The organism is Janthinobacterium sp. P210005, from assembly GCF_036231865.1.
GTDB lineage: Bacteria > Pseudomonadota > Gammaproteobacteria > Burkholderiales > Burkholderiaceae_D > Janthinobacterium > Janthinobacterium kumbetense.
Map to the genome: position 1 here is coordinate 445,753 of NZ_JAZARC010000006.1, position 21,766 is coordinate 467,518.

Consider the following 21,766-nt stretch of genomic DNA (forward strand, 5'->3'; position numbering starts at 1 on the left):
TTATTGTTCTTGCCATGAAAAATGCCGTCCGGCCGGGTGGCGGGACGGCATGGCGTGAAGCGGACCGGGCTTAGTCGGCCACCACCACGCGGTTCTTGCCCGTCTGCTTGGCCTGGTACATGGCGCGGTCGGCGCGCTTGACCAGCTCGGCCTGGTCTTCGTTGGGCAGGCGCAGGGCCACGCCGGCGGAAAAGGTGATCAAGACTTTTTCGTTGTCGTGCAGGAAGAAATGCCGGGTCAGCTCGCGCTGCAAGCGCGTCATCGTCGACGAGGCCGCCTCGACCGTGGTTTCCGGCAGCAGGATGAGGAATTCCTCGCCGCCGAAGCGGGCGATGACGTCCATCGAGCGCAGGGTTTCCTTGACGATCTTCACCAGGTGTTTCAAGGCGGCATCGCCGGCCAGGTGGCCGTAGGTGTCGTTCAGGCGCTTGAAATCGTCCAGGTCCAGCATGGCGATGCACAGCGGGGTGCCGCGGCGGTCGGAGCGGGCCGTCTCGCGTTCGAACACGTCGTCCAGGCCACGGCGGTTCAGGCTGCCCGTCAGCTGGTCTTCCCGCACCAGTTCGCTCATATGCTGGAGCTTGGCTTCCAGGGTGTGGATGCGCTGTTCCGCATCCTGCACTTCCTGGCGCGCCAGCACCATCTTGTCGCGTGCGCGCAAGGCTTCGTTCTGCACCATGCGCGTTTCGCGCAAGACTTCGTCGAGAACGCTGTTCAGTTCGCTGATATTTTCCGCCTGGCTGATCTTTTCCGAATAGCCGCCGATCTTTTCATGGAAGTCGCCCGTGCTGGCCGCCACTTGCCCCAGGCGGTCGATGAAGGTCATCATCATGTTCTTGACCGTCAGCTTGACGTCGGACAGGCTGTGCTTGAGCTGGCCTTGCTTGTAGATGACTTCCTTCAGGCTGCGCGTGGCGTCTTCCAGCGCGCGCTGGTCGAGCGGGCCGGCGATCAGGTTTTGCACGGCATCGACCTGGCCGCGCAGCCAGCTGTCGTCGTCGAGCAACTGGCTGACGTTGTCCAGCAGCAACTTGAACAGGCGCAGCAGCAATTCCTGCTGCTCGGCCGTGTCGCCGCTTTTCAATTCGATCTGGTAGCACAGCTGTTTCAGGCGCAGCGCCGCTTCGTTCAGCGCTTCTTCCGTATGGGCCAGCTTGATGGCCGCGCCCAGCGATTCGGCCTCTTCCACCAGCGCGGGCGTGCCCGTCAGCAAGGTGGCGACGGCAAAGCCCAGGGTGCGGCTGAGCAACTCGCGCAGGGTGCGCGTCTGTTCGCCGTCCGGCAGGGGCGGCAATTCGATGCCGCCGCCTTTCTTCACCTGTTTTTCCGCCAGTTGCGCCAGGGTGCGCGCATAGCTGTCCCAGTCGCGCGCTTTCAGGGCGCGCTGGAAACGCCGGCCAAAGTCGCCCAGTTCGCCCGCCGATTCGCTCATCTTGGCGGCAAACTGCGTCAGGACGTTTTCCGCGCCACTCTCCGTGGGTGCGCTGGCGGCCAGCACGGCGGCAGGCGCGCCGGGCGTCTCCGCCGGTTCGCTGATGCCGGCGATTTCATTGTAGATATCGCGGTAGGCGCTTGGCGTGGGGGCGATGCGGCGCGTGGCCAGGCGGCGAAACGCTTCGCGGGCGATATCGGCAGGGTTCATCGCCGCAGCGGCGGCGGTATGCGTGGCGCCGGCGGGAGCGCTTGCTGGTGAAGTTGGCAATTTACTGGACATGTAGGCACAGCCTTTTTAGATATTTCTAATTATCCTCATGATATGCGAGTTGGCAAAGAACTTATTGTGCGAGAAGCAAGGAGAAGTCCTGTCAATTCGCCCGATGCCAGCGGGCATGCCGCTTTGCCGTCAATCCACCAGTTGGTTGCGGATGGCGTAATGCGTCAGTTCGGCGCTGTTCTTGAGTTTCATCTTGACGAGCAGGCGGGCGCGGTATTCGCTGACGGTTTTCACGGACAATTTCAGCTCTTCGGCAATGGCGCCCACGGCCTTGCCCGAGGCGATCATGACCAGGGTCTGGTATTCGCGGTCCGACAAGGTGTCGTGCAAGGCCGTTTCGTGGTCGTCGCCCACCGTGTTGGCCAATTCCTGCGCCAGCGAGGCGCTGATGTATTTCAAGCCTTGCGCCACCTGGCGGATGGCCGTGACCAGTTCGCGCGGCGCGCTCTGTTTCGTCAGGTAGCCGGCCGCGCCCGCCTTGAGCGAACGGATGGCGTACTGGTCCTCGCGGTGCATGGATAGCATCAGCACGGCCAGTTCCGGCTTTTCCTTCTTGATCTGCTTGAGCACCTCGATGCCGCTGCGGTCGGGCAGGGAGATGTCGAGCAGCAACACCTGGCATTTCGAGCCGCGGAACAGCTTGATGGCGTCGTGGCCATTTTCGGCCTCGCCGGCCACGATGATGTCCTTCGTATCGGCGAGGATTTGCTTCAAGCCCTCGCGCACGATCGCGTGATCGTCGGCGATGAATACCCGGATGGTGGCTTTTTCTTTCATGACTGCGTTGTTTCCTATCTAATTCACCCACTGGCCGCTTCTGGTGGCGGCCCGCTGTGCGCGGGCGCACTGGCTGCAGCCGCTATTATCGCCTCTCGCGGCGTGGTCAGCCGGATTTTTATGCTCAGGATGGTGCCGCCGTCCGGCCCGTCCATCAGGCTCAGGGTGCCGCCCAGCGCGCTGGCCCGCTCGGCCATGCCGCGGATGCCGAACGATTGCGGCTTGGCGCGGTCGGACAGGCGCATGCCGACGCCATTGTCGGCGATCGACAGGCTGATATGCTGGCGCTGCCGGGCCAGGCGCACGCTGACCTTGCTTGCCTGCGCATGCTTGGCGATATTCGTCAGCGCCTCCTGGGCGATGCGAAACAGGCTGGTCGCCTGGTCCAGCTCCAGTTCGATGTGCTGGCGGTTCGAAATGAACTGGCATTCGATGCCGGCCTGGCGCGCGAATTCCTTCACTTGCCAGTCCAGCGCGGCGACCAGGCCCAGATCCAGCATGGAGGGGCGCAAGTCCAGCGAAATGCGGTGCACGGCGTCGATGCTGCGGTCGACCAGGGCATCGACATAGTCGGCCTTTTCCTGCAGTTGCTGGTCGTCCGGCGGCAGGCGGCGCGCCAGCATGGCCAGCGCCATCTTGATCGCCGTCAAATTGCCGCCCAGGTCATCGTGCAATTCGCGCGCCAGGCGCGTGCGTTCGTGTTCCTTGACCTTGTCGATATGCGCCGTCAGCTCGGCCAGGCGGGCGCGCGACTGGCGCACTTCGCTCTGTTCCAGCCGGCTTTCCGTGATATTCGTCATGATGCCTTCCCACTGCACCGTGCCATCGGCCAGCGCGCGCGGCGTGGAGCGCAGGTTGATCCATTTAACATCTTTCCAGGCATCGATCCAGATGCGGCCTTCCCAGTTCCAGCTCCACAAGGCGTTTTTCGACGCTTGCATCGATTCCAGATACGAGGCGCGGTCGTCGGCGAGGATCAACTGGTAAAACAGTTCCGGGCGCGCGTGCAGCTGCGCCGGCCCCAAGCCCAGCAGGGCCTGGCAGCCATCGCTCAGGTAGGGGAAGGCGGCGCGCCCATCCGCATGCAGGCAGAACTGGTACACGAGACCCGGCGTATTCGAGACGATGGCGTTGAAGCGCGACTGCACCTGCGCCAGGGCGGCGGCCGTCGCCTGCGGCGTGCGCAAGTCTTCGCCCTCGGCCAGCAACAGAGCGCGTCCGTGGCGGCTGGCGCGCGACAGGTGCAGGCTGAGCGAATACAGACTGCCGTCGCGGCGGCGCTGCTGCACGTGCAGCAGGGCTTGTGCACCGATGCTGTCGTCCAGGGTCGCCAGCACGGCGGCCAGTTGCTGCGCGTCAAGCTGCGGCGCCAGGGTGAAGGGTGTCATCGCCAGCAATTGCTTGCGCGCATACTGCAAGTTGTCGCAGGCGGCATCGTTGGCGTCCAGCAATTGCAAGCTGGCCGCGTCGTACAGGTAGATTTCCGGCGCCGCCGCGCGCATGGCGGGGGCCAGGCGGGGAGTGTCGTGCATGGAATGGCCTTTCTTCATCAGCGGCGGGCGCGCCAGAAGGCGGCGAAGCGGCGCAGCACTCTGGCCGGGCGCGAATTATGGCGTCCTGGCGTACCCTTGCGCAAGCGTTGCCACCAGGCACGGCGGGCGCGGCCCAGCGCGGCCGACAGGCGGCTGACGCGGCGCCAGGGGCGCGTGGCGCGCAGGCGAGCGATCCAGCGGTCCTTGGTTTCCATGAACAGGCCATGCCAGCGTGCAAACCATGGCAAACTGAGCAGGGTGGGGCGCGTCAGGCTGTACAGGCGCGCCACGGCGGCCGCACCGCCCAGCTTGGCGATGACGATCACGCCGATGCCGGAAAAGGCATGGCCGCGCGCGATGGCCAGCAGGGCCAGCAGCTTGACGGGGAACAGCAGTACGGCCGGCAGCACGAAGATGGCCAGCGCCCAGTACGGCGGCAGGCGCTTGATCCACGCTTCCAGCGCCTGCAGGGGCGGAAATTGCGCGATCACCTGCATGAGGCGTGCCCCGGTCGCCCACAGCCATTCCTCGATCAGCAGGAAGATGGCGGCCAGGTAGACCAGCGGCGCGAACAGCCAGCGCCTGACTCTGTAGAATTTTTTCATCCGTCTCCGTGTGCGGCGCAGGTTTGCCGCGATTGCCACGATGATACGTCAAAAAAGCCCGTTTGCCCCCGCATCCCGTGTGCCCGAGGCTCCCTGGCGGGGCTACAATAGACAGATGAATAAAGCCTTTGTAAAAGAATCCGACAACGACGACGATGAAGAAGCGGCCGCGCTGGCGCTGGCCATTCCCCCCGGCGCCAAGAACTACATCACGCCGGCCGGTTACCAGCGCATCAAGGATGAGCTGCTGCAGCTGATCGACGTCGACCGTCCTGAAGTGGTGCGCATCGTCCATTGGGCGGCGTCGAATGGCGACCGTTCGGAAAATGGCGACTATATCTACGGCAAGCGGCGCCTGCGCGAAATCGACCGCCGCATCCGCTTCCTGACGAAACGCATGGACCTGGCCGCCATCGTCGACCCCAGCGTGCACCATGGCAACGACCAGGTGTTTTTCGGCGCCACGGTCACCTACCGCACGAGCGACGGCGAAACGCACACCATCACCATCGTCGGCATCGATGAATTCGACCCCCTGAACGGCAAGATCAGCTGGGTCTCGCCCATGGCCCGCACCATCACCAAGGCGCGCGAAGGCGACGTGATCACCCTCAACACGCCGCTGGGCGAGCAGGAACTGGAATTGCTGGAAGTGACGTATCCGGCGCCGGGGGAGGGGTAGGCTTGCGGTGGCGCAGGGCGGGCGCTGACAGGCATGTCAGGCTGGGGCTTTTCCCGATGGGAGTGTCTCATGGCCCGCGTCCAACGTTTGTTTATGCCGGGCATGCCCTTGCATGTGGTGCAGCGTGGGGCGGACAGGCAACCATGTTTCTTTGAGCCTGCCGATTTCCTTTGGTATTCACAACAATTACAACGACACTCGCGTACGCAAGGCTGCGCGCTGCATGCCTATGTGCTGATGACGAATCATGTGCATTTGCTGCTCTCCGCGGATAGTGTCCAGGCTGTCTCGCGCATGATGAAGGCCCTGGGGCAGGAGTACGCTCACTACATCAACTGGCGCCGCCGCCGTACCGGACCGTTGTGGGATGGGCGCTACAAGTCCTGTGTCGTGCAGGATACGACCTATTTGCTGGTATGCCAGCGTTATATTGAGCTCAATCCCGTGCGTGCAGGCATGGTGCGCTATCCGGGGCATTACCGCTGGTCCAGCTATCGGTGCAATGCCGAGGGGAAGGACGATACATTGATCCGGCCACATCCACTTTATTTCAGCATGGGGAAAAACCAGGGGGAGCGACGGCACGTCTATGCCGCTTTATTTCATGCCGATGAGGAAGTGGCGCTGCAGGCTTTGCGTGCCGCCAGCCGTGGCAATGGGGCGGTGGGAAGTGACGAGTTTGTGAGGGAATTGCAAACCCGCAAAGCGTGAGGGCCGGGGTCGGACCCTGAGGGTCCGACCCCAGTCTTCGCTTTGGGTTTTAGTTACGTTCGCGCAGGATGCGGTTGACCCCGGCGACCCGGCGCACATTGCGCAGCAGGGCGGCCAGGTGGACGCGGTCCTTGACTTGCACGGTGAAGCGCAGCTGGTCGAGGACGTTGTCCTTGTCTTCGTCCATGCCCACGTAGATGATGTTGGCGTCGGATTCGCCGATTTCGGCGGCGACTCGCGCCAAAATGCCCCGTTCGCTGTTGATCAGCACCTTGATGCGGCAGTCGAAGCGGCGGTTCAGTTCCGTTCCCCAGCGCACGGCGATCCAGCGATCAGGTTCCTTGGCGCGCTGGCGCTTCGCTTGCGAGCAGTCGCTCGTGTGCACGAGCAAGCCCTGGTCGCGGCGCAGCTGGCCGATGATCTGGTCGCCGGGAATCGGCAGGCAGCACGGCGCCAGTTGCACGGAGACGCCTTCGCTGCCGCAGATGGTGACGGGGTCGAGTTCGCTGCCGCTATTGTGTTCCACGGGCATGCTGGCCGCTTCGCCGCCGATCAGGCCAAAAATGTGGCGCGCCACCAGAGTGGCCATGCGCTTGCCGATGCCGATGTCCGCATACAGCTCGTCCATGGAATTGGCGCTCGATTCGTTGAGCAGGCGTTCCACCAGCGGCGCCGGCAGGTCGGCGTCGATGTTCAGGGCGTGCAGCGCCTGCGACAGCAGTTGCTGGCCCAGGGCGATCGATTCGGGCAGGTTGATCGTGCGCAAATGGTGGCGGATGGCCGAACGGGCCTTGCCGGTGCGCACGAACGACAGCCAGGTCGGGCTGGGGCGCGACGAGGAATCGGTAATGATTTCCACGATGTCGCCGTTGTGCAGCTCGGTGCGCAGGGGCGAGGTTTCGTTGTTGATCTTGACGGCCACGGTCTGGTCGCCGATGCCCGTATGGATCGAGTAGGCGAAGTCGATGGCCGTGGCGCCGCGCGGCAGGGCGATGATCTTCGACTTTGGCGTAAACACGTAGACGGAATCAGGGAACAGGTCGACCTTGACGTGTTCGAGGAATTCGGCCGAGTCGCCCGTCTGTTGCTGGATGTCGAGCAAGGATTGCAGCCAGGCATGCGTGCGCTGCTGCAGGTCGGACGGGTTCGATTCGCCGCTCTTGTACAGCCAGTGCGCCGCCACGCCCGATTCGGCCGTGCGGTGCATTTCCTGCGTGCGGATCTGGAATTCGACGGGCGTGCCGTAGGGGCCGATGACGGTCGTGTGCAGCGACTGGTAGCCGTTCAGCTTGCGGATCGCGATGTAATCCTTGAACTTGCCCGGCATGGGCTTGTACAGGCTGTGCAGGGTGCCCAGGGTCACGTAACAGTCGGCAAAACTGCCCACCACCACGCGGAAACCGTACACGTCCAGTACTTGCGAGAACGACAAGTGCTTGCTGCGCATCTTTTTATAGATGTCGTACAGGGTCTTTTCGCGGCCCGTGACGTCGGCATCGAGCTCGGCCATGGACAAGGTGCTTTTTACGGCTTCCATGATCTTGTTGACCACTTCGCGCCGGTTGCCGCGCGCCGCCTTGACGGCTTTCGCCAGGGTGCGGTAGCGCATCGGATACAGGTGCGAGAACGACAGGTCCTGCAGCTCGTGGTAGATATTGTTCAGGCCGAGGCGGTGCGCGATCGGCACGTACACTTCCATGGTCTCGCTGGCGATGCGGCGTTTTTTCGCCGCCGTCATGAAGTCCAGGGTGCGCATATTGTGCAGGCGGTCGGCCAGCTTGATCAGGATCACGCGCACGTCGGACGCCATGGCCAGCAGCATCTTGCGGAAGTTTTCCGCCTGCGCTTCGATCTGGCTCTGGAATTCGATCTTTTCCAGCTTTGACAGGCCGTCGACCAGGTGCGCCACGGGCGCGCCGAAGCGCTCGATCAATTCTTCCTTCTTGACGTCCTGGTCTTCCATGACGTCGTGCAGCAGCGCGGCCATGATGGCTTGCGCGTCGAGCTTCCAGTCGGCGCAGATTTCCGCGACGGCGATCGGATGCGAGATATACGGCTCGCCCGAACGGCGCATCTGGCCCAGGTGCATTTCGTCGGAGAAGCGGTAGGCTTCCTTGACTTTCTTCAGGTCGGCGGGAGACAGGTATTCGGCCAGCTTGTCGGCCAAGTGGCTGACGGAGGCCACGCCCAAGGCGGGCGCTGGCGGTACTGCGGGGATGTTGCTGCCGGACGTGCCGACGCCGGGCGTGGTTGCGCCCTGCGATTTTGCCGCCTGGCGCGAGGCCAGGGGCGGCAATGCTGCGGAAGTCGTGTCGGCTGGGGTCAGACTCATAAAACGTCGCGTTGCTTCACAGTGTGAATAAAGGATACGGTAGAACCAGGGGTCAGCACTGTTCCGGCACGCGGGTTCCCACTTACATCGGGACCTTTTTCAGCATTTCGATGCCGACTTTACCGGCAGCGATTTCACGCAGTGCAACAACGGTAGGCTTGTCCTTGGCTTCCACCTTAGGGGTGTGGCCTTGCAGCAACTGACGTGCGCGATAAGTCGCAGCCAGGGTCAGCTGGAAACGGTTAGGGATCTGCTTCAGGCAATCTTCGATTGTGATACGGGCCATAGTAACTCCTAAAATTTTTGCGTGGTGCTGTGTGAACTGGCGTGCAGGCGAATTACTCTGCGTGCAGGCCCAGCTGGGCGAATAGCGATGCGTTGCGGGCCGCTTGTTGCGCAAACCGGCAACGGGCCGCTCTCACGATCGCGCTCAGTTCGGACAAAGCGACCGTAAACTCTTCATTGATAATAACATACTCGAACTCGGGAGCGTGTGCGATTTCGCCGCCGGCCGCCAGCAGGCGGCGCGTGATCACGTGCGGCTCGTCCTGGCCGCGCTTGTTCAAGCGTTCTTCCAGCGCATCGATCGATGGCGGCAGGATGAAAATGCCGGCCGCGCGGGGGAATTGCTTGCGTACCTGGCGCGCGCCCTGCCAGTCGATTTCCAGCAGGATATCGGTGCCGGCCAGCATTTGCTGTTCCACCATGATGCGCGACGTGCCGTAGTAATTGCCATGCACTTCCGCCCATTCCAGGAATTCGCCCTGTTCGGCGCGCGCGACGAAGTCTTCCGCCGTCGTGAAATAGTACTCGCGGCCATGCTGCTCGCCCGGACGGGGGGCGCGCGTGGTGGTCGAGATCGACAATTTGATGCCGGGCTCTTGCGCCAGCAATGCATTGACCAGTGTCGATTTGCCGGCGCCCGAGGGCGCGGCGACCACGAACAGGCTGCCGGAGAAGGCGGTAGGGTGGCTCATGCGGATCTTTCCATTTGCGTGTGATGGCGGCGTTTGCGCTTGCGTGGGTGCCGCCCAATTCGGTATTTTACCAAGAGGCAAGGCGGCGAGCCAGCCCCGCGATGCGCCTCGCCGCCCCGCTTGTGCATATTTTGCTTGTTATCCTGAGGAAATAGTTATCTAATTTGGATGGTTTTTTCTCAATAACTATTCTACTGACAGGATGCGCGCATGAAGAATTTCCCGTTTCTCAGTTCCGCCCAGGCCATGTTGTTGTTGCGCGTGGCCATCGCCGTGATGTTCATGGCGCACGCCATCACGCGCATCGCCAATGGCACCATTCCCCGCTTTGCCGGTTTCCTGGAAGACAAGGGATTTATTTACGGCTTGGCCGTGGTGTGGGCGATTACCGTCGTCGAGATCGTTTGCGGCAGTTTACTCATCGTCGGCAAATACACGCGCTGGGCGGCGGCCGGGCTGATGGTGATCTGCATCGGCGGCATCGCCATCGTGCATGCGGCCAAGGGCTGGTTCGTTGGCGAGCATGGCGCCGGCGGCGTGGAATACAGCATCGTGCTGTTTGTCGCCTGCGTCGTCATCGCCGCCAGCGACCAGGGGCGCGCCGGAGCGCGCCTGGCCTGACGGGGTTTATTCCAGGTTCTGCACCTGTTCGCGCATCTGCTCGATCAGCAGCTTCAAGTCCATCGAGGCGTCGGCCAGCTCCTTGACGGACGCCTTGGCGCCCAGCGTGTTGGCTTCGCGGTTCAGTTCCTGCATCATGAAGTCGAGGCGCTTGCCCACTTGCCCGCCCTTGGTGAGGATGTGGCGCGTTTCGCCCAGGTGGGCCGACAGGCGCGCCAGTTCTTCCGACACATCGATGCGGATGCCGTACAGGATGACTTCCTGGCGGATGCGTTCCATGGCGTCCTGGCGCGACAGGGCCGAATTCGAGCCCTGGCTGGCCAGGCCCAGCGCGTCCTGCATGCGCTCGATGGCTTTTTGCTGGAAGGCCGCCACCACTTGCGGAATCAGGGGCGTGATGCGTTTGACGATGGCTTCCATCGCTTCGATGCGCGACACCAGCACCGCTTCGAGCGCGGCGCCTTCGCGCTTGCGGCTGTCGACGAAGGCGGCCACGGTGCGTTTGGTCAGCGCGCCCACATCCGCCTGCAGGGATTCCTGTCCCACTTGCGCTTCTTCGATGACGCCAGGCCAGCGCAGCAGTTCGGCCACCGTCATGACGGGGGCGGAGACAAAATGCTGGCCCACTTCGTTTTGCAGGCGCGCCAGTTCTGCCAGCAGGGGCAGGTTCAGCGCCTGCGTGCCGTTTGTGGCGGCCTTGCGGCCAAAGCTCAGGCGTACCTCGACTTTGCCGCGCGTGATGGCGGACATGACGGCGGCGCGCAAGTCAGGCTCCAGGGCCCGCAGATCGTCGTTGATCCGGAATTGCAGGTCGAGAAAGCGCGAGTTGACGCTCTTGATTTCAATTGTCAGTGTGCCTGCAGCACCTTCGCTGGTGGCAACCGCGTAGCCTGTCATGCTTGAAATGCTCAAAGGATTCCCCGATTTGGTCTTGTATACAGTCACTTATACACTTAATCAGCCAGCGCAGGCAATACCGCCCGCGCCGCAAAAACAGAACCGCATGGTCTGATGGCCTGAAAATTGCTGAATAGTGTGCGTTTTACGGCATTGTAAAGAAAATTGTGTTTGGCGGGGCAGGATTGTAGGGATCATGTGTGCGCCGCCTGCCATTGCGTCTTGCGCTGTTGCATGACTGCAAATAGACGGGCGCGCGGTGGTAAAATCGCTGCCGCAACCCAATCACACAGGACATCCCATGACATTTGAATCCCGCCCGAGCGGCCGCGCCGTCGACGCGCTGCGCGCCATCCGCATCACCCGCCAGTACACCAAGCATGCCGAAGGCTCGGTGCTGATCGAGTGCGGCGACACCAAGGTCATCTGCACCGCCAGCATCGAAGACAAGGTGCCGGGTTTCCTGAAAGGCAAGGGCCAGGGCTGGTTGACGGCCGAATACGGCATGCTGCCCCGCTCGACGCACACGCGCATGGACCGCGAGGCGGCGCGCGGCAAGCAGTCCGGCCGCACGCAGGAAATCCAGCGCCTGATCGGCCGCTCGCTGCGCGCCGCCTTTGATTTGCAGGCGTTCGGCGAACGCACGCTGCACCTCGATTGCGACGTGATCCAGGCCGATGGCGGCACGCGCACGGCGTCGATCACGGGCGCCATGGTGGCCGCGTATGACGCGTTTTCCCAGCTGCAGGCGCGCGGCGCGATCGCCGCCATTCCCGTGAAAAGCTTTGTCGCTGCCATCTCGGTGGGCGTCTACCAGGGCATGCCGGTGCTGGATCTGGACTACGTGGAAGACTCGGGCTGCGACACGGACATGAACGTGGTGATGACGGAAGCGGGCCACTTCATCGAAGTGCAGGGCACGGCCGAAGGCGCCGCCTTTGACCGCGCTGGCATGAACCGCCTGCTGGACCTGGCGCAGGGCGGCATCGCCGACCTGATCGCCCTGCAGAAGCAGGCATTGGGGATCTGATCTTTACACAGATTTACATCCGCTGGCCCGCCGCGCCGGGCAAAAAGCCCACAGTTGCCGCTTCTTGCGGCAGCTTCGGGGCGAGGTAAGGGGGGCGCAAAAGGTTTACAATGTCAGCACTTCAACCGGACTACTGACATGACCCAACGCCTCATCCTCGCCTCCAACAACGCCGGCAAGCTCAAGGAATTCAACGAGCTGCTCTCGACCATCGGTTTTTCCGTCCACGCCCAGGGCGAGTACGCCGTGCCGGAAAGCGACGAACCATTCCACACCTTCGTTGAAAACGCCCTGCAAAAGGCACGCCACGCGTCGCGCCTGACGGGCTTGCCGGCGCTGGCCGACGATTCCGGCGTGTGCGTCAATGCGCTCGGTGGCGCGCCCGGCGTGTATTCGGCCCGCTATGCCGGCGAGCCGAAATCGGATGCCGCCAACAGCGCCAAGCTGATCGCCGACCTCGAGGCGCATGCCGACAAGTCCGCGTACTACTATTGCGTGCTGGTGTACGTGCGCCATGCGGACGACCCGCAGCCGGTGATCGCCGACGGACGCTGGAATGGCGAAATGATTGCCGCGCCGCGCGGCAACGGCGGCTTCGGTTACGATCCGCACTTCTTCATTCCCGCGCTGGGCAAGTGCGCGGCCGAACTGACGTCCGATGAAAAGAACGCGCTGTCGCACCGTGGCCAGGCCCTGCGCGCGCTGGTGGAAAAGCTGCGATGATCCCGATCAAACTGGTGGGCGCCGTTGCCAAGTCGGCAGCCAAGCCCCATACCGCTCCCGCGCCGCAGGAAGGCATTTCCGGCGCGGCCGGGGCGGCCCTGAAATACCTGCAGCCGGGCGCGCTGAACCTGACGGCTTTGCCGCCGCTGTCGCTGTACATCCATTTCCCGTGGTGCGTGAAGAAATGCCCGTATTGCGACTTCAATTCGCACGAGGTGCGCGGCGACTTGCCGGAAGCCGAATACCTGGCGGCCCTGCGCCTGGACCTGGAAATGGCGCTGCCGCTGATCTGGGGCCGCAAGATCCACACCATCTTCATCGGCGGCGGCACGCCCAGCCTGATGTCGGCGGCGGGCCTGGACCGGCTGATGTCGGACGTGCGCACCTTGCTGCCCCTGGAACCCGATTGCGAAATCACCATGGAAGCCAATCCGGGTACCTTCGAAGCGGAAAAATTCAAGTCCTACCGGGCCAGCGGCATCAACCGCCTGTCGATCGGCATCCAGAGTTTCAACGGCCGCCACCTGCAGGCGCTGGGCCGCATCCATGACGACAATGAAGCGCGCCGCGCGGTGGAGATCGCGCACGCGAACTTCGACAATTTCAATCTCGATCTGATGTATGCGCTGCCCACGCAAACCCTGGCCGAGGCGCAGCAGGACCTGGACACGGCGCTGTCGTTCGCGCCGCCGCACCTGTCGCTGTACCACCTGACTTTGGAGCCGAACACGCTGTTCGCCAAGTATCCGCCCGTGCTGCCGGACGACGACGAGAGCGCCGATATCGCCGACATGGTGGCCGCGCGCGCGGCGCAGGCGGGCTATGGCCGCTACGAAGTATCGGCCTACGCGCAGCCGGGCCGCCAGGCTAAGCACAACCGCAATTACTGGGAATTCGGCGACTACCTGGGCATCGGCGCAGGCGCCCACTCGAAGATTTCGTTTCCGCACCGGGTGCTGCGCCAGGCCCGCTACAAGCAGCCGCGCGCCTACATGGACGCGGTACTGGCCGGTAACCCGGTGCAGGAAGAGCGCGAACTGGCGCGCGACGAAATGGGTTTTGAATTCATGCTCAATACCCTGCGCCTGACGCAGGGCTTTTCGCCGAACCTGTTCGCCGAGCGCACGGGCCTGGCCCTCAATGCCATCGAGCAGCCGCTGAACGCGGCCGAAGCCAAAGGCTTGCTGTACCGCGACCACCAGGTCATCCGCCCGACGGCGCTGGGATTGTGCTTCCTGAATGACCTGCAGCAAATGTTCCTGGAAGACTGACTGCCTTAATGACGCCTGCTAATGCGTGCTGGCGGCGCGCAGGCGCTGCAGCTTGGCCGCGTACAGTCCGTGCTCGCCGCGCGTGGTGCTGGTGTCCATCGCCAGTTCCAGCTGGCGTCCGGCCTGCGCCAGTTGGCCCATGCGCGCATACGCCTGCGCCAGCCAGAAGTGGAATTCATGGTAGTAGGGGTCGCGCGCGATCTCGCGCTTGAACAGGCGCGCCGCTTCCTGGTAGTCGGCGGTTTCCATGGCGCGCTGGCCCAGGTTGAAAAAGTGGAAGGGCGGCTCTGGCTGCAGGGCCAGCAATTTGCGCCGCAGCAGCTGCGCTTCGCCCGTGCGTCCCAGGCCGTCGAGTGCCTGCGCCAGGTTGGACAGCAGCACGGCGTTCGATGGCGAGCGTTCCAGTGCGTAAGCGAGCGTGCGCCGCGCCGGCTCGATGTCGCCGTGGCGCAACTGGATGATGCCCAGTGTATTCAAGGCGCCCGCAAACGTGGGGTCTTGCAGGATGGCGGCGCGCGCATACCAGTAGGCTTGATCGAGCTCGCCGCTGGCCATGGTTTCGGCGGCGCGATTGTTGAGGTACATGGCCAGGATGGTTGCTTCGCGCACCTCCTGCGTGCGCTGGCCGGTGAGGTCTTCGCCCGGCAGGAAGTCGATGAGCAGGATGGCATCGGCGTCGTAGCCGACGGTATTGCTGGCGGCACGGCGTTCCAGCGCGAGATTGACGTGGCCGGCAACGAAATACATGCCGCCGCTGCGGCTCCAGCTCTCATCTCCCAGGACCACCTGGTAGTGCACATCGAGTCCCATTTCCTTGGCCAGCGCGGCCGTCATCAGCACCAGCGACAGGCAATTGCCGCTGCGCGCATCGAACGCCTGTGCTGCCGTGCGCGTCATGGCGGCATCGTATTCCAGTTGCAGCCCGGCCCGGTTGTGGAGGGCATCGGCGAGCGCCCGGCGGGGATTCTTGTTGCGCGCCTCGCGCGCGATATCGACACGCACGTATTGCCGCATGGCCTCGCTCATGGCAAACGCCTGCTGCGGGTCGACCGGTATGGTGGGCGCGGCAAAGCTGGCATCGTTGAACAGGTCGGGCGGAGGCAGGGTGGCGGGCGCCGTGGCGCAGCCGGCAAGGGCTGCACACAGCAGCAAGGGGGGCAGGAAGCCCCGGCGCAGCTGTGCGCTGATGCCGCTGATACATTTCATGTTCGTACTCCCGCAGAACGATGTCGGGCGCAACACGTATTGCTGCCGGTGGAGCGCCATGCCACCTGAAACAAGTATCCTCGCGCGCCAGGGCGCTGTCAAACCCTTTCAACTGGCGCCGCCGTCAGCCTTAAAACTCTTCCCAATCCTGCTCGCCCGCTACCTGCGCCTGAGGCTTGCGCGCAGGAGGCGCACTCCTGGCCGCGCTGCCTGGCTGCCTGGCGGGAGTGTTCCTGGCCGCCGGCCTGGCCAGCTTGGCGGCAGCCGGCCGCGCGGCGCGTACCGGCGCCGCCGCGGCCATGTGTTCGAGCTGGAAGCCGGCCGCCACTTGCGCCAGGCGCGCCGCCTGGTCCTGCATGCTTTCGGCGGCGGCCGCCGCTTCCTCCACCAGGGCCGCATTTTGCTGCGTCACCTGGTCCATCTGCGCGATGGCCTGGTTGACCTGGTCGATGCCCATGCTCTGCTCGGCGCTGGCGGCAGTGATCTCGGCCATGATGTCAGTGACCCTGCGCACGCTGTCGACCACTTCGCCCATGGTGTTGCCGGCCTGCTGCACCAGCCGCGTGCCGTTGTTGACCTGCTCCACCGAGTCGCCGATCAGGGTCTTGATTTCGCGCGCCGCCGCCGCCGAGCGCTGCGCCAGGCTGCGCACTTCCGTGGCGACGACGGCAAAGCCGCGTCCCTGCTCACCAGCCCGGGCCGCTTCCACGGCCGCGTTCAAGGCCAGGATATTCGTCTGGAAGGCGATGCCGTCGATGACGCCGATGATGTCGACGATTTTCGTCGATGCCGTATCGATGGCGCCCATGGTGTCGACCACCTGGCTGACGATGCTGCCGCCCCGTTCAGCCACGCCGGAGGCGGCCACCGCCATCTGGTTGGCCTGGCGCGCATTGTCCGCATTCTGCTTCACGGTGCTGGTCAGTTCTTCCATCGACGACGCCGTCTCTTCCAGCGAACTGGCCTGCTGTTCCGTGCGCGCCGACAGATCCTGGTTGCCGGCGGCGATTTCGCCCGACGCCGTGGCAATCGCATTGGTGCCCGTCTGCACTTCCGACACCACCTTGCGCAGTGCCTCGTTCATGCCGTGCAGCGCGCGCATCAGGTCGCCTATTTCATCGCTGGCAGGCGTGCCGAAATGCGTGCGCAAGTCGCCGTCGGCCACCGTTTCGGCCACCTTCACGGCGGCCTTCAACGGTTGCGTGATCGAACGCGTGATCAGCCAGGCGCAGACGCTGCCCAGGGCCACCACCAGCGCGCACAAGGTCAGCAGCAGGGTGAAGCTGCGTTCGTTGGCCGCCTCGATGGCTTGCGCCGTGGCGTCGATGGCCTGGCGCTGCTGCGCCAGCAGGGCCTTGACGTTGTTCTGGTAATTGGTGGCGGCCGGCGCGAAGCTGTCGCGGTAGGTGCTTTCCGCCTGCGCCGCATTGCCCGCCTTGCGCGCATTCATGACCAGGGTCTTGGCATCCTGGTATTTGACGCGCTCGGCGATGGACGACTTGAAGATGGCTTTTTCTGCATCGCTGTCGAGCAGCGCCTCGATTTTCTTCAGCAGTTCGCTGCCCTGTTTCGTGCTGTCGGCGATGGTGTCGGCAAACACGTTCGACAGCGTTTCATCGGTGCTCCTGGCGATCATCGAAGTGCGCGCGATGGCCGAGTAAATCAGCACGTACCAGTCCGATACGAGGCGTTCCTTGGCCAGCGGCTTTTCCATCATTTGCCGCGTCGCTTCGGCATTCACATGGGCGCTGTACAGCGCGTACGATGTGGAGATCACGGACAGCAGCAGCACCAGCGCGAAGCCTGCAGCCAGGCGCGTGCCGATACGAAGGTGGGAGAGGGCGTGCATGGTCGGAACTCCTGTCGCAGAGGGATTGAAGGTTGCCTGTGCGACATAGTATGCACTGATAAGTGACCAATAGGCGAGGGAAAAGCGCGCTTGTTTTGGCGCCTGTTGCAGTCTCGCCCGTGCTACAGATCGAGCGCCTGGCGCAGGTCCGGCTGCTCGGCCCAGCGGGCGAAGGCGGCCGCCATGCGCTCGCTTTCCGCGATGGCGCGGCGCCAGTCGCGCATGCGCGCCGCGTGGTCTTGCCCGTAATGGGCGAAGTCGCGCCGGTCCGGCAGCTTGCCGTTGGGCAGGCTGGCCACGAAGGCGGGCGAGGGCGAGACGAGGATCATGTTGTCGAGTGCGCTATCGCCGCTGCGCGCGCGGCGCCAGGGCATGGCCTTGTCCAGCCAGCCCGGCACGATATGGTCGGCAAAGTGCGGGTACAGTACCAAGTCCGGTTCGCGCTGGTAGGGCAGGTGCAGATGGTAGTCGACCAGGCCGCCATCCCAGTAGCGCCCGGGCGGCGCGCCGGCGATGTCCGTGACCGCATCGAGCACCAGCGGGATGGAACCGGAGGCCAGCAGCGCGTCGCGCAGGTTGTCTTGCGCCAGCGGCACGAAATGGGATTGAAAGGCGTCGAAGCGCGAGCGCAGCCAGCTGGCGCCGTCCGGCCCTGCATGGAACACCGCGCGCTCGAGCGAGGTGGCCAGGCGCGCGCGCGCCACGGCATTGCCGGCGGCCGCCAGCAGGAAGCCGCGCCGGTCGCGCCATTTTCCCGGCTGCGCCAGGGCGCCGATGCCGCGCACGGCCAGCACGGACAGGCTATGCCGCGCGTGCTGCAGCAACTGCGCATCCTGGCCATCGAGGACGGCGTCGAGCAGGGCGCGGCACGTGCGGCTGACGTGCGCTGCGTCGGGTTTGTCGGGGTAGCGCTGGCCCACGTATTCGCGCACCAGGCGGCGCTGCGCTGCCACCGGGTCGGGAAATACGGCGGCGGCCATGCGCCAGGCGCCGATCGAGGCGCCGACGAAGTGGCGCGGGCGCGGCGCTTGCGCCAGGAAGTCGCCGAACAGCCAGCAATCGAGCTGGTGCAGGATCAAGCCTTTCGGCCCGCCCGCGGCGGCAGGGACGATGGCGACGTCAAGCGCGCGCAAGCCGTTGTCGGCAATGCGGGCACGGGCGCGGCGGCCCAGGCGGATGGTGATGGCGGACGAAGCAGGCAGGGTGGAGGACATGCGCGTGGCGGCTGGTGGCGATTGCCTATTGTAGCGATTGTAGCGTCATGCCGCGCCTATGCGCGGCCGCAGGCGTGCGACAGTTGAGAGGAAAAAGCAATATTATCTGAAACGCAAAGATGCCATGCAAGCGTGCCGTCTTTGCCTTTTTTGAATCATAAGGAATACATGAAACAACCAACCTGCGCCTCCCGCCTTGTTCTGCCAGCCTTGCTGGCTGCCACCCTCAGTGCCTGTGGCGGCGGCTCTTCCTCCTCCGATGCCCAGGTCGCCGTGAATCAGGCCACGCCCGTCAATCCACTCCCTCCGGTGACACCGCTTACCCCGCCGCCTGTCGGCAGCGACACGGGCAGCGTCAGCACGCCGTTTGCGAAGGGGCTGAGTCCGCGCTATCTGTTGCTGGCCGTTGCCAGCCAGGCCTACGGCACCCTGGGCAGCGTGACGCAAGACAGTTCCGGCGCCCTGAGCGGGATATCGGGCATCAGCTTCAGCGGCACGCCCGCCATCACGCGCGACGTCGTCGGCGACGCGGCATTTGCGCAGGGACGCTGGTTCACCGGCACCATCACGCGCAGCAGCGGCACTACCGTCATGAGCGGCAACAATGCCAGTGCCCATTACAGCGTCTATAACACGGTGGCGGCCTTGCCCTTCACCGGCGCCTTCCAGTGCGATGCGGGCAAGTTCACGGCGCCCAGCTACACGGGCGGCGCCAGCGTGCAGCAGGACGGCTATTTCGGCACGGCCAGCGGCAGCGCCACCTTGGCCTTCGGCGCCGCGGGCGCCGCGCTGGCGATGACGGTCGATGTCGCGGCCGGCGGCAGCACTGGCAAGGCCAGCGGCACCGGCACGATCAACACGCCGGACATGACGGTCGTCAGCGGTGGCTTTCTGGGCGGCAGCTCGGGCATGCTGCTGGCGCTGGGGGACGGCGGCACGGGAACCTACCTGGTTACGGGCGGTTACAAGGTGGTCATGGCCAACGGCGCCAATTACCAGGGCGTAGCGACTTTCCGCTGCTCCTGATGGCGCGGATATGAAAAAAGCGGCGCCGTGCACTGCACGGACGCCGCTTTTTTACGCCAGTCGTGTGCTTAGCGCAGTGCCGAGATCATCTGTTTCAGCTTGCCGGAGTCGACGCAGAAGGCGCGGATGCCTTCGGCCAGTTTTTCCGTCGCCATCGCGTCTTCATTCATCATGAAGCGGAAGGCTTCTTCGTTCAGCGACATTTGCACGATGTTGGTCGATGGCGCCGCTTCGGCGCTCAGCTTGCGCTCCACCGGCGCATCGCTGTCGGCCAGCTTTTGCAGCAGGTCGGGGCTGATGGTGAGCAGGTCGCAGCCGGCCAGTTCGAGGATTTGCGAGGTGTTGCGGAAGCTCGCGCCCATCACCTCGGTCTTGTAGCCGAACTTGCGGTAGTAATTGTAGATGCGGCGGACCGATTGTACGCCCGGGTCTTCCGCGCCCACGTAGTCGATGCCCGTCGATTTCTTGTACCAGTCGTAGATGCGGCCGACGAACGGCGAAATGAGCTGCGCGCCCGCTTCGGCGCAGGCGATGGCCTGGGCCAGCGAGAACAGCAGGGTCATGTTGCAGCGGATGCCTTCCTTTTCCAGGATGGCGGCGGCGCGGATGCCTTCCCAGGTGGAGGCGATCTTGATCAGCACGCGTTCGCGGGCAATCCCCGCGTTCGAATACAGGGCGATCAGGTCGCGGCCCTTGGCCACCGTGCCTTCCGTGTCGAACGACAGGCGCGCATCGACTTCGGTGGAGACGCGGCCGGGGATGGTTTGCAGGATTTCCACGCCAAAGGCGATCAGCAGGCGGTCGATGATTTCCGCGGTGGAGGCATTCGGATGGTCGCGCACGGCCTTTTCCAGCAGCGGCTTGTATTCATCCTTTTGCACGGCCTTCAGGATCAGCGACGGATTCGTCGTCGCATCGCGCGGCGTGTAAGCCTGGATCGATTGGAAGTCGCCGGTGTCGGCCACCACGGTAGTAAATTGCTTCAGTTGTTCGAGTTGGTTCATGGCTGCACGGGAAAGAGTGAATGGGCTTGCCGGAGTATTGTACCGAATCCCTTGCCCGAAGCAGCGACTATTGTCTTCCCCGGCACTCCTTGTTCAATTGAATCTTGCTTTTTTAAGAACTCGCGCATAATTGCCTGGACTTGTTTATTTTGCACATTGTTTTGACAAGTAATGTGCGATGCCACTTTCCAGATGAAGAGCATCCTTTGACACAAGATATCGTTAGCGCGGTAGCCGCCTTCAATGGCGCGACGCGCCTGTATGAATTGGCCATCGGCGACGATGGCCAGGACAGCGGTTTGCTGGTCGAAGCCTTTGCCGCCGATGACCGGCTGCAGGAGCTTGGCGCGCGCGAGATTATCGCCTTGTCCACGAATGCCGATGTTGCGCTGGCCTCCCTGCTGGGCCAGCCGGCCAGCCTGCAAATCAGCCTGGCCGACGGCACGCGCACGCAGTTTTCCGGCTATATCAGCGCAGCGGCCATGCTGGGCAGCAATGGCGGCCTGGCGCGCTACCGGCTGCGCATCACGCCCTGGCTGTGGCTGCTGACGCAAGTGCGTAACAGCCGCGTATGGCAAGATCGGAGCGTGACGGCCATCGTCGACGAGGTATTGCAAGCCTATGCGCCGCATGCCCTGTGGCAATGGAGCGACGAGGTGGCGCAGCGCATGCAGCAGGCGGGAGAGCGCAGCTATTGCTGCCAGTACCGGGAATCGGACTTCTATTTCGTGCGCCGACTGCTGACGGAGGAGGGCATCGCCTGGCGCTTCGACGAGCACACACTGATTTTGTTCGCCGACAGCAGCCAGCCCTGCGCCACGCCCGAGGATGCCAGCAGCGCGCAGGGCGGCGGCTTGCGCTTTCATGGCGCCAGGGCCGGCGAAGCGAGCGACAGCGTGCAGGCGCTGTGCGCGCGGCGCAGCCTGCACGTCGGGCTGAGCAGCGTGCTGAGCTACGACTACAAGGCCAAGAAGGCGGTCGCCGCCAGCGTGCCGACGAATATGGCCATCGGCGGCCAGCATGCGCCGGTGCTGGAAAGCTACGATACGCCGGGCCAGTACTGGTATGCGAATGGCGCGCAGGCACAGCACTATGCCGCGTTGCAGATGCAGGCCCGCGAAGCGCGCGCCCAGCTGTGGCAGGCGCGCTCGACGGTACGCACCTTGCGCGCCGGCACGCGGTTTACCCTGACGCAGGGACCGTTGCCGCAGGCCGATGGCGCCGCGTCCGACTATGTCGTGCTCCGGGTGGCCAGCATCGGCATCAACAACCTGCCGGCGCCCGCCTCCCAGGCGCTGGCTGAACTGTTCGGCCCGGTGCCCGAACTGCTGGACGAAGCCATGCCCGGGCTGGGCGACGGCTTTGCCGACTTTGCCGCCGCGATTGCGCAAGCGCAAGCCAGCGGTTACGCCAACTGCATCGAGATGATCGCCGCGGCGACGCCATGGCGTCCTGTGCATGGCGACAACGACGCGCGCCACCATCCGGCACCGACGGCCCGCGGCAGCCAGAGCGCCATCGTCGTCGGCGCCGACGGCAGCGCCAGCGGCGGCAGCGAGATCCATTGCGACAAGCTGGGCCGGGTGCGCATCCGT

General features: G+C 64.1%; 20 protein-coding genes. 8 read left to right on the forward strand and 12 right to left on the reverse strand.

Features of this window, described 5'->3' with window-relative positions; all coding sequences use genetic code 11:
• Window positions 1–70: 70 nt before the first annotated feature.
• The 4 genes from VPH40_RS23930 to VPH40_RS23945 form a co-directional block, all read right to left on the reverse strand.
• Complete coding sequence (locus VPH40_RS23930) at window positions 71–1,642, reverse strand: GGDEF domain-containing protein (RefSeq protein ID WP_077407790.1); 1,572 nt, start codon at window positions 1,640–1,642, stop codon at window positions 71–73.
• A gap of 201 nt (window positions 1,643–1,843) precedes the next feature.
• Window positions 1,844–2,491 (reverse strand): response regulator, encoded by a 648-nt coding sequence (locus tag VPH40_RS23935; protein WP_077407788.1) that lies wholly within the window; start codon window positions 2,489–2,491, stop codon window positions 1,844–1,846.
• Between the two features lie 23 nt (window positions 2,492–2,514).
• Window positions 2,515–4,023, reverse strand: coding sequence for a sensor histidine kinase (locus tag VPH40_RS23940; RefSeq protein ID WP_251350727.1), 1,509 nt, complete (start codon window positions 4,021–4,023; stop codon window positions 2,515–2,517).
• A 17-nt stretch (window positions 4,024–4,040) separates the two neighbouring features.
• The gene (locus VPH40_RS23945; RefSeq protein ID WP_328574673.1) at window positions 4,041–4,628 is read right to left on the reverse strand and encodes a hypothetical protein; all 588 of its coding nucleotides are present in this window, start codon (window positions 4,626–4,628) and stop codon (window positions 4,041–4,043) included.
• 115 nt (window positions 4,629–4,743) lie between these two features.
• Between VPH40_RS23945 and greB the strand changes: the two genes are divergently transcribed.
• Entirely contained in the window at window positions 4,744–5,310 is a 567-nt protein-coding gene (gene greB, locus VPH40_RS23950) for a transcription elongation factor GreB (RefSeq protein ID WP_328574674.1), read from the forward strand.
• Between the two features lie 69 nt (window positions 5,311–5,379).
• Window positions 5,380–6,021 carry a transposase gene (locus VPH40_RS23955; protein WP_328574675.1) on the forward strand — a complete coding sequence of 214 codons (642 nt, stop codon included), beginning with the start codon at window positions 5,380–5,382 and terminating at the stop codon, window positions 6,019–6,021.
• 49 nt (window positions 6,022–6,070) lie between these two features.
• Here VPH40_RS23955 and VPH40_RS23960 read toward each other — a convergent pair whose 3' ends face one another.
• The 3 genes from VPH40_RS23960 to gmk all read right to left on the reverse strand — a co-directional run bounded on the left by VPH40_RS23960 (window position 6,071) and on the right by gmk (window position 9,330).
• Window positions 6,071–8,353 (reverse strand): RelA/SpoT family protein, encoded by a 2,283-nt coding sequence (locus tag VPH40_RS23960; RefSeq protein WP_328574676.1) that lies wholly within the window; start codon window positions 8,351–8,353, stop codon window positions 6,071–6,073.
• An 82-nt stretch (window positions 8,354–8,435) separates the two neighbouring features.
• The gene (gene rpoZ / locus VPH40_RS23965) at window positions 8,436–8,639 is read right to left on the reverse strand and encodes a DNA-directed RNA polymerase subunit omega (protein WP_010400723.1); all 204 of its coding nucleotides are present in this window, start codon (window positions 8,637–8,639) and stop codon (window positions 8,436–8,438) included.
• Window positions 8,640–8,691: 52 nt separating this feature from the next.
• The gene (gene gmk, locus VPH40_RS23970) at window positions 8,692–9,330 is read right to left on the reverse strand and encodes a guanylate kinase (RefSeq protein ID WP_099666877.1); all 639 of its coding nucleotides are present in this window, start codon (window positions 9,328–9,330) and stop codon (window positions 8,692–8,694) included.
• Between the two features lie 210 nt (window positions 9,331–9,540).
• Between gmk and VPH40_RS23975 the strand changes: the two genes are divergently transcribed.
• On the forward strand, window positions 9,541–9,951 hold the full coding sequence (locus VPH40_RS23975; RefSeq protein ID WP_251350732.1) for a DoxX family protein: 411 nt from the start codon (window positions 9,541–9,543) through the stop codon (window positions 9,949–9,951).
• Between the two features lie 6 nt (window positions 9,952–9,957).
• Here VPH40_RS23975 and VPH40_RS23980 read toward each other — a convergent pair whose 3' ends face one another.
• Entirely contained in the window at window positions 9,958–10,848 is an 891-nt protein-coding gene (locus tag VPH40_RS23980) for a YicC/YloC family endoribonuclease (protein WP_099666879.1), read from the reverse strand.
• A gap of 301 nt (window positions 10,849–11,149) precedes the next feature.
• Between VPH40_RS23980 and rph the strand changes: the two genes are divergently transcribed.
• The 3 genes from rph to hemW all read left to right on the forward strand — a co-directional run bounded on the left by rph (window position 11,150) and on the right by hemW (window position 13,872).
• Window positions 11,150–11,878, forward strand: a complete 729-nt coding sequence (rph, locus tag VPH40_RS23985; RefSeq protein ID WP_034787067.1) for a ribonuclease PH — start codon at window positions 11,150–11,152, stop codon at window positions 11,876–11,878.
• A gap of 138 nt (window positions 11,879–12,016) precedes the next feature.
• The gene (gene rdgB / locus VPH40_RS23990; RefSeq protein WP_099666881.1) at window positions 12,017–12,601 is read left to right on the forward strand and encodes an RdgB/HAM1 family non-canonical purine NTP pyrophosphatase; all 585 of its coding nucleotides are present in this window, start codon (window positions 12,017–12,019) and stop codon (window positions 12,599–12,601) included.
• Entirely contained in the window at window positions 12,598–13,872 is a 1,275-nt protein-coding gene (gene hemW, locus VPH40_RS23995) for a radical SAM family heme chaperone HemW (protein ID WP_328574677.1), read from the forward strand. Before rdgB ends, hemW begins: the two co-directional genes overlap by 4 nt.
• An 18-nt stretch (window positions 13,873–13,890) precedes the next feature.
• Here the strand turns inward: hemW and VPH40_RS24000 are convergent, their stop codons facing one another.
• The 3 genes from VPH40_RS24000 to VPH40_RS24010 form a co-directional block, all read right to left on the reverse strand.
• Complete coding sequence (locus tag VPH40_RS24000) at window positions 13,891–15,078, reverse strand: tetratricopeptide repeat protein (protein ID WP_099666883.1); 1,188 nt, start codon at window positions 15,076–15,078, stop codon at window positions 13,891–13,893.
• A 130-nt stretch (window positions 15,079–15,208) separates the two neighbouring features.
• Complete coding sequence (locus VPH40_RS24005; protein ID WP_328574678.1) at window positions 15,209–16,927, reverse strand: methyl-accepting chemotaxis protein; 1,719 nt, start codon at window positions 16,925–16,927, stop codon at window positions 15,209–15,211.
• Window positions 16,928–17,049: 122 nt separating this feature from the next.
• Window positions 17,050–18,141, reverse strand: a complete 1,092-nt coding sequence (locus VPH40_RS24010; protein ID WP_251350735.1) for a patatin-like phospholipase family protein — start codon at window positions 18,139–18,141, stop codon at window positions 17,050–17,052.
• A gap of 168 nt (window positions 18,142–18,309) precedes the next feature.
• Here VPH40_RS24010 and VPH40_RS24015 point away from each other — a divergent pair, with 168 nt between their 5' ends.
• Window positions 18,310–19,167 (forward strand): hypothetical protein, encoded by an 858-nt coding sequence (locus VPH40_RS24015; protein WP_328574679.1) that lies wholly within the window; start codon window positions 18,310–18,312, stop codon window positions 19,165–19,167.
• Window positions 19,168–19,235: 68 nt separating this feature from the next.
• On the opposite strand, the gene tal is transcribed toward VPH40_RS24015, so the two are convergent.
• Window positions 19,236–20,171: a transaldolase gene (gene tal / locus VPH40_RS24020; RefSeq protein ID WP_131687779.1), complete on the reverse strand. Its 936-nt coding sequence runs from the start codon at window positions 20,169–20,171 to the stop codon at window positions 19,236–19,238.
• 206 nt (window positions 20,172–20,377) lie between these two features.
• Here tal and VPH40_RS24025 point away from each other — a divergent pair.
• Window positions 20,378–21,766: type VI secretion system Vgr family protein (locus VPH40_RS24025; RefSeq protein ID WP_328574680.1), on the forward strand; the 1,389-nt coding region annotated here is incomplete at its 3' end.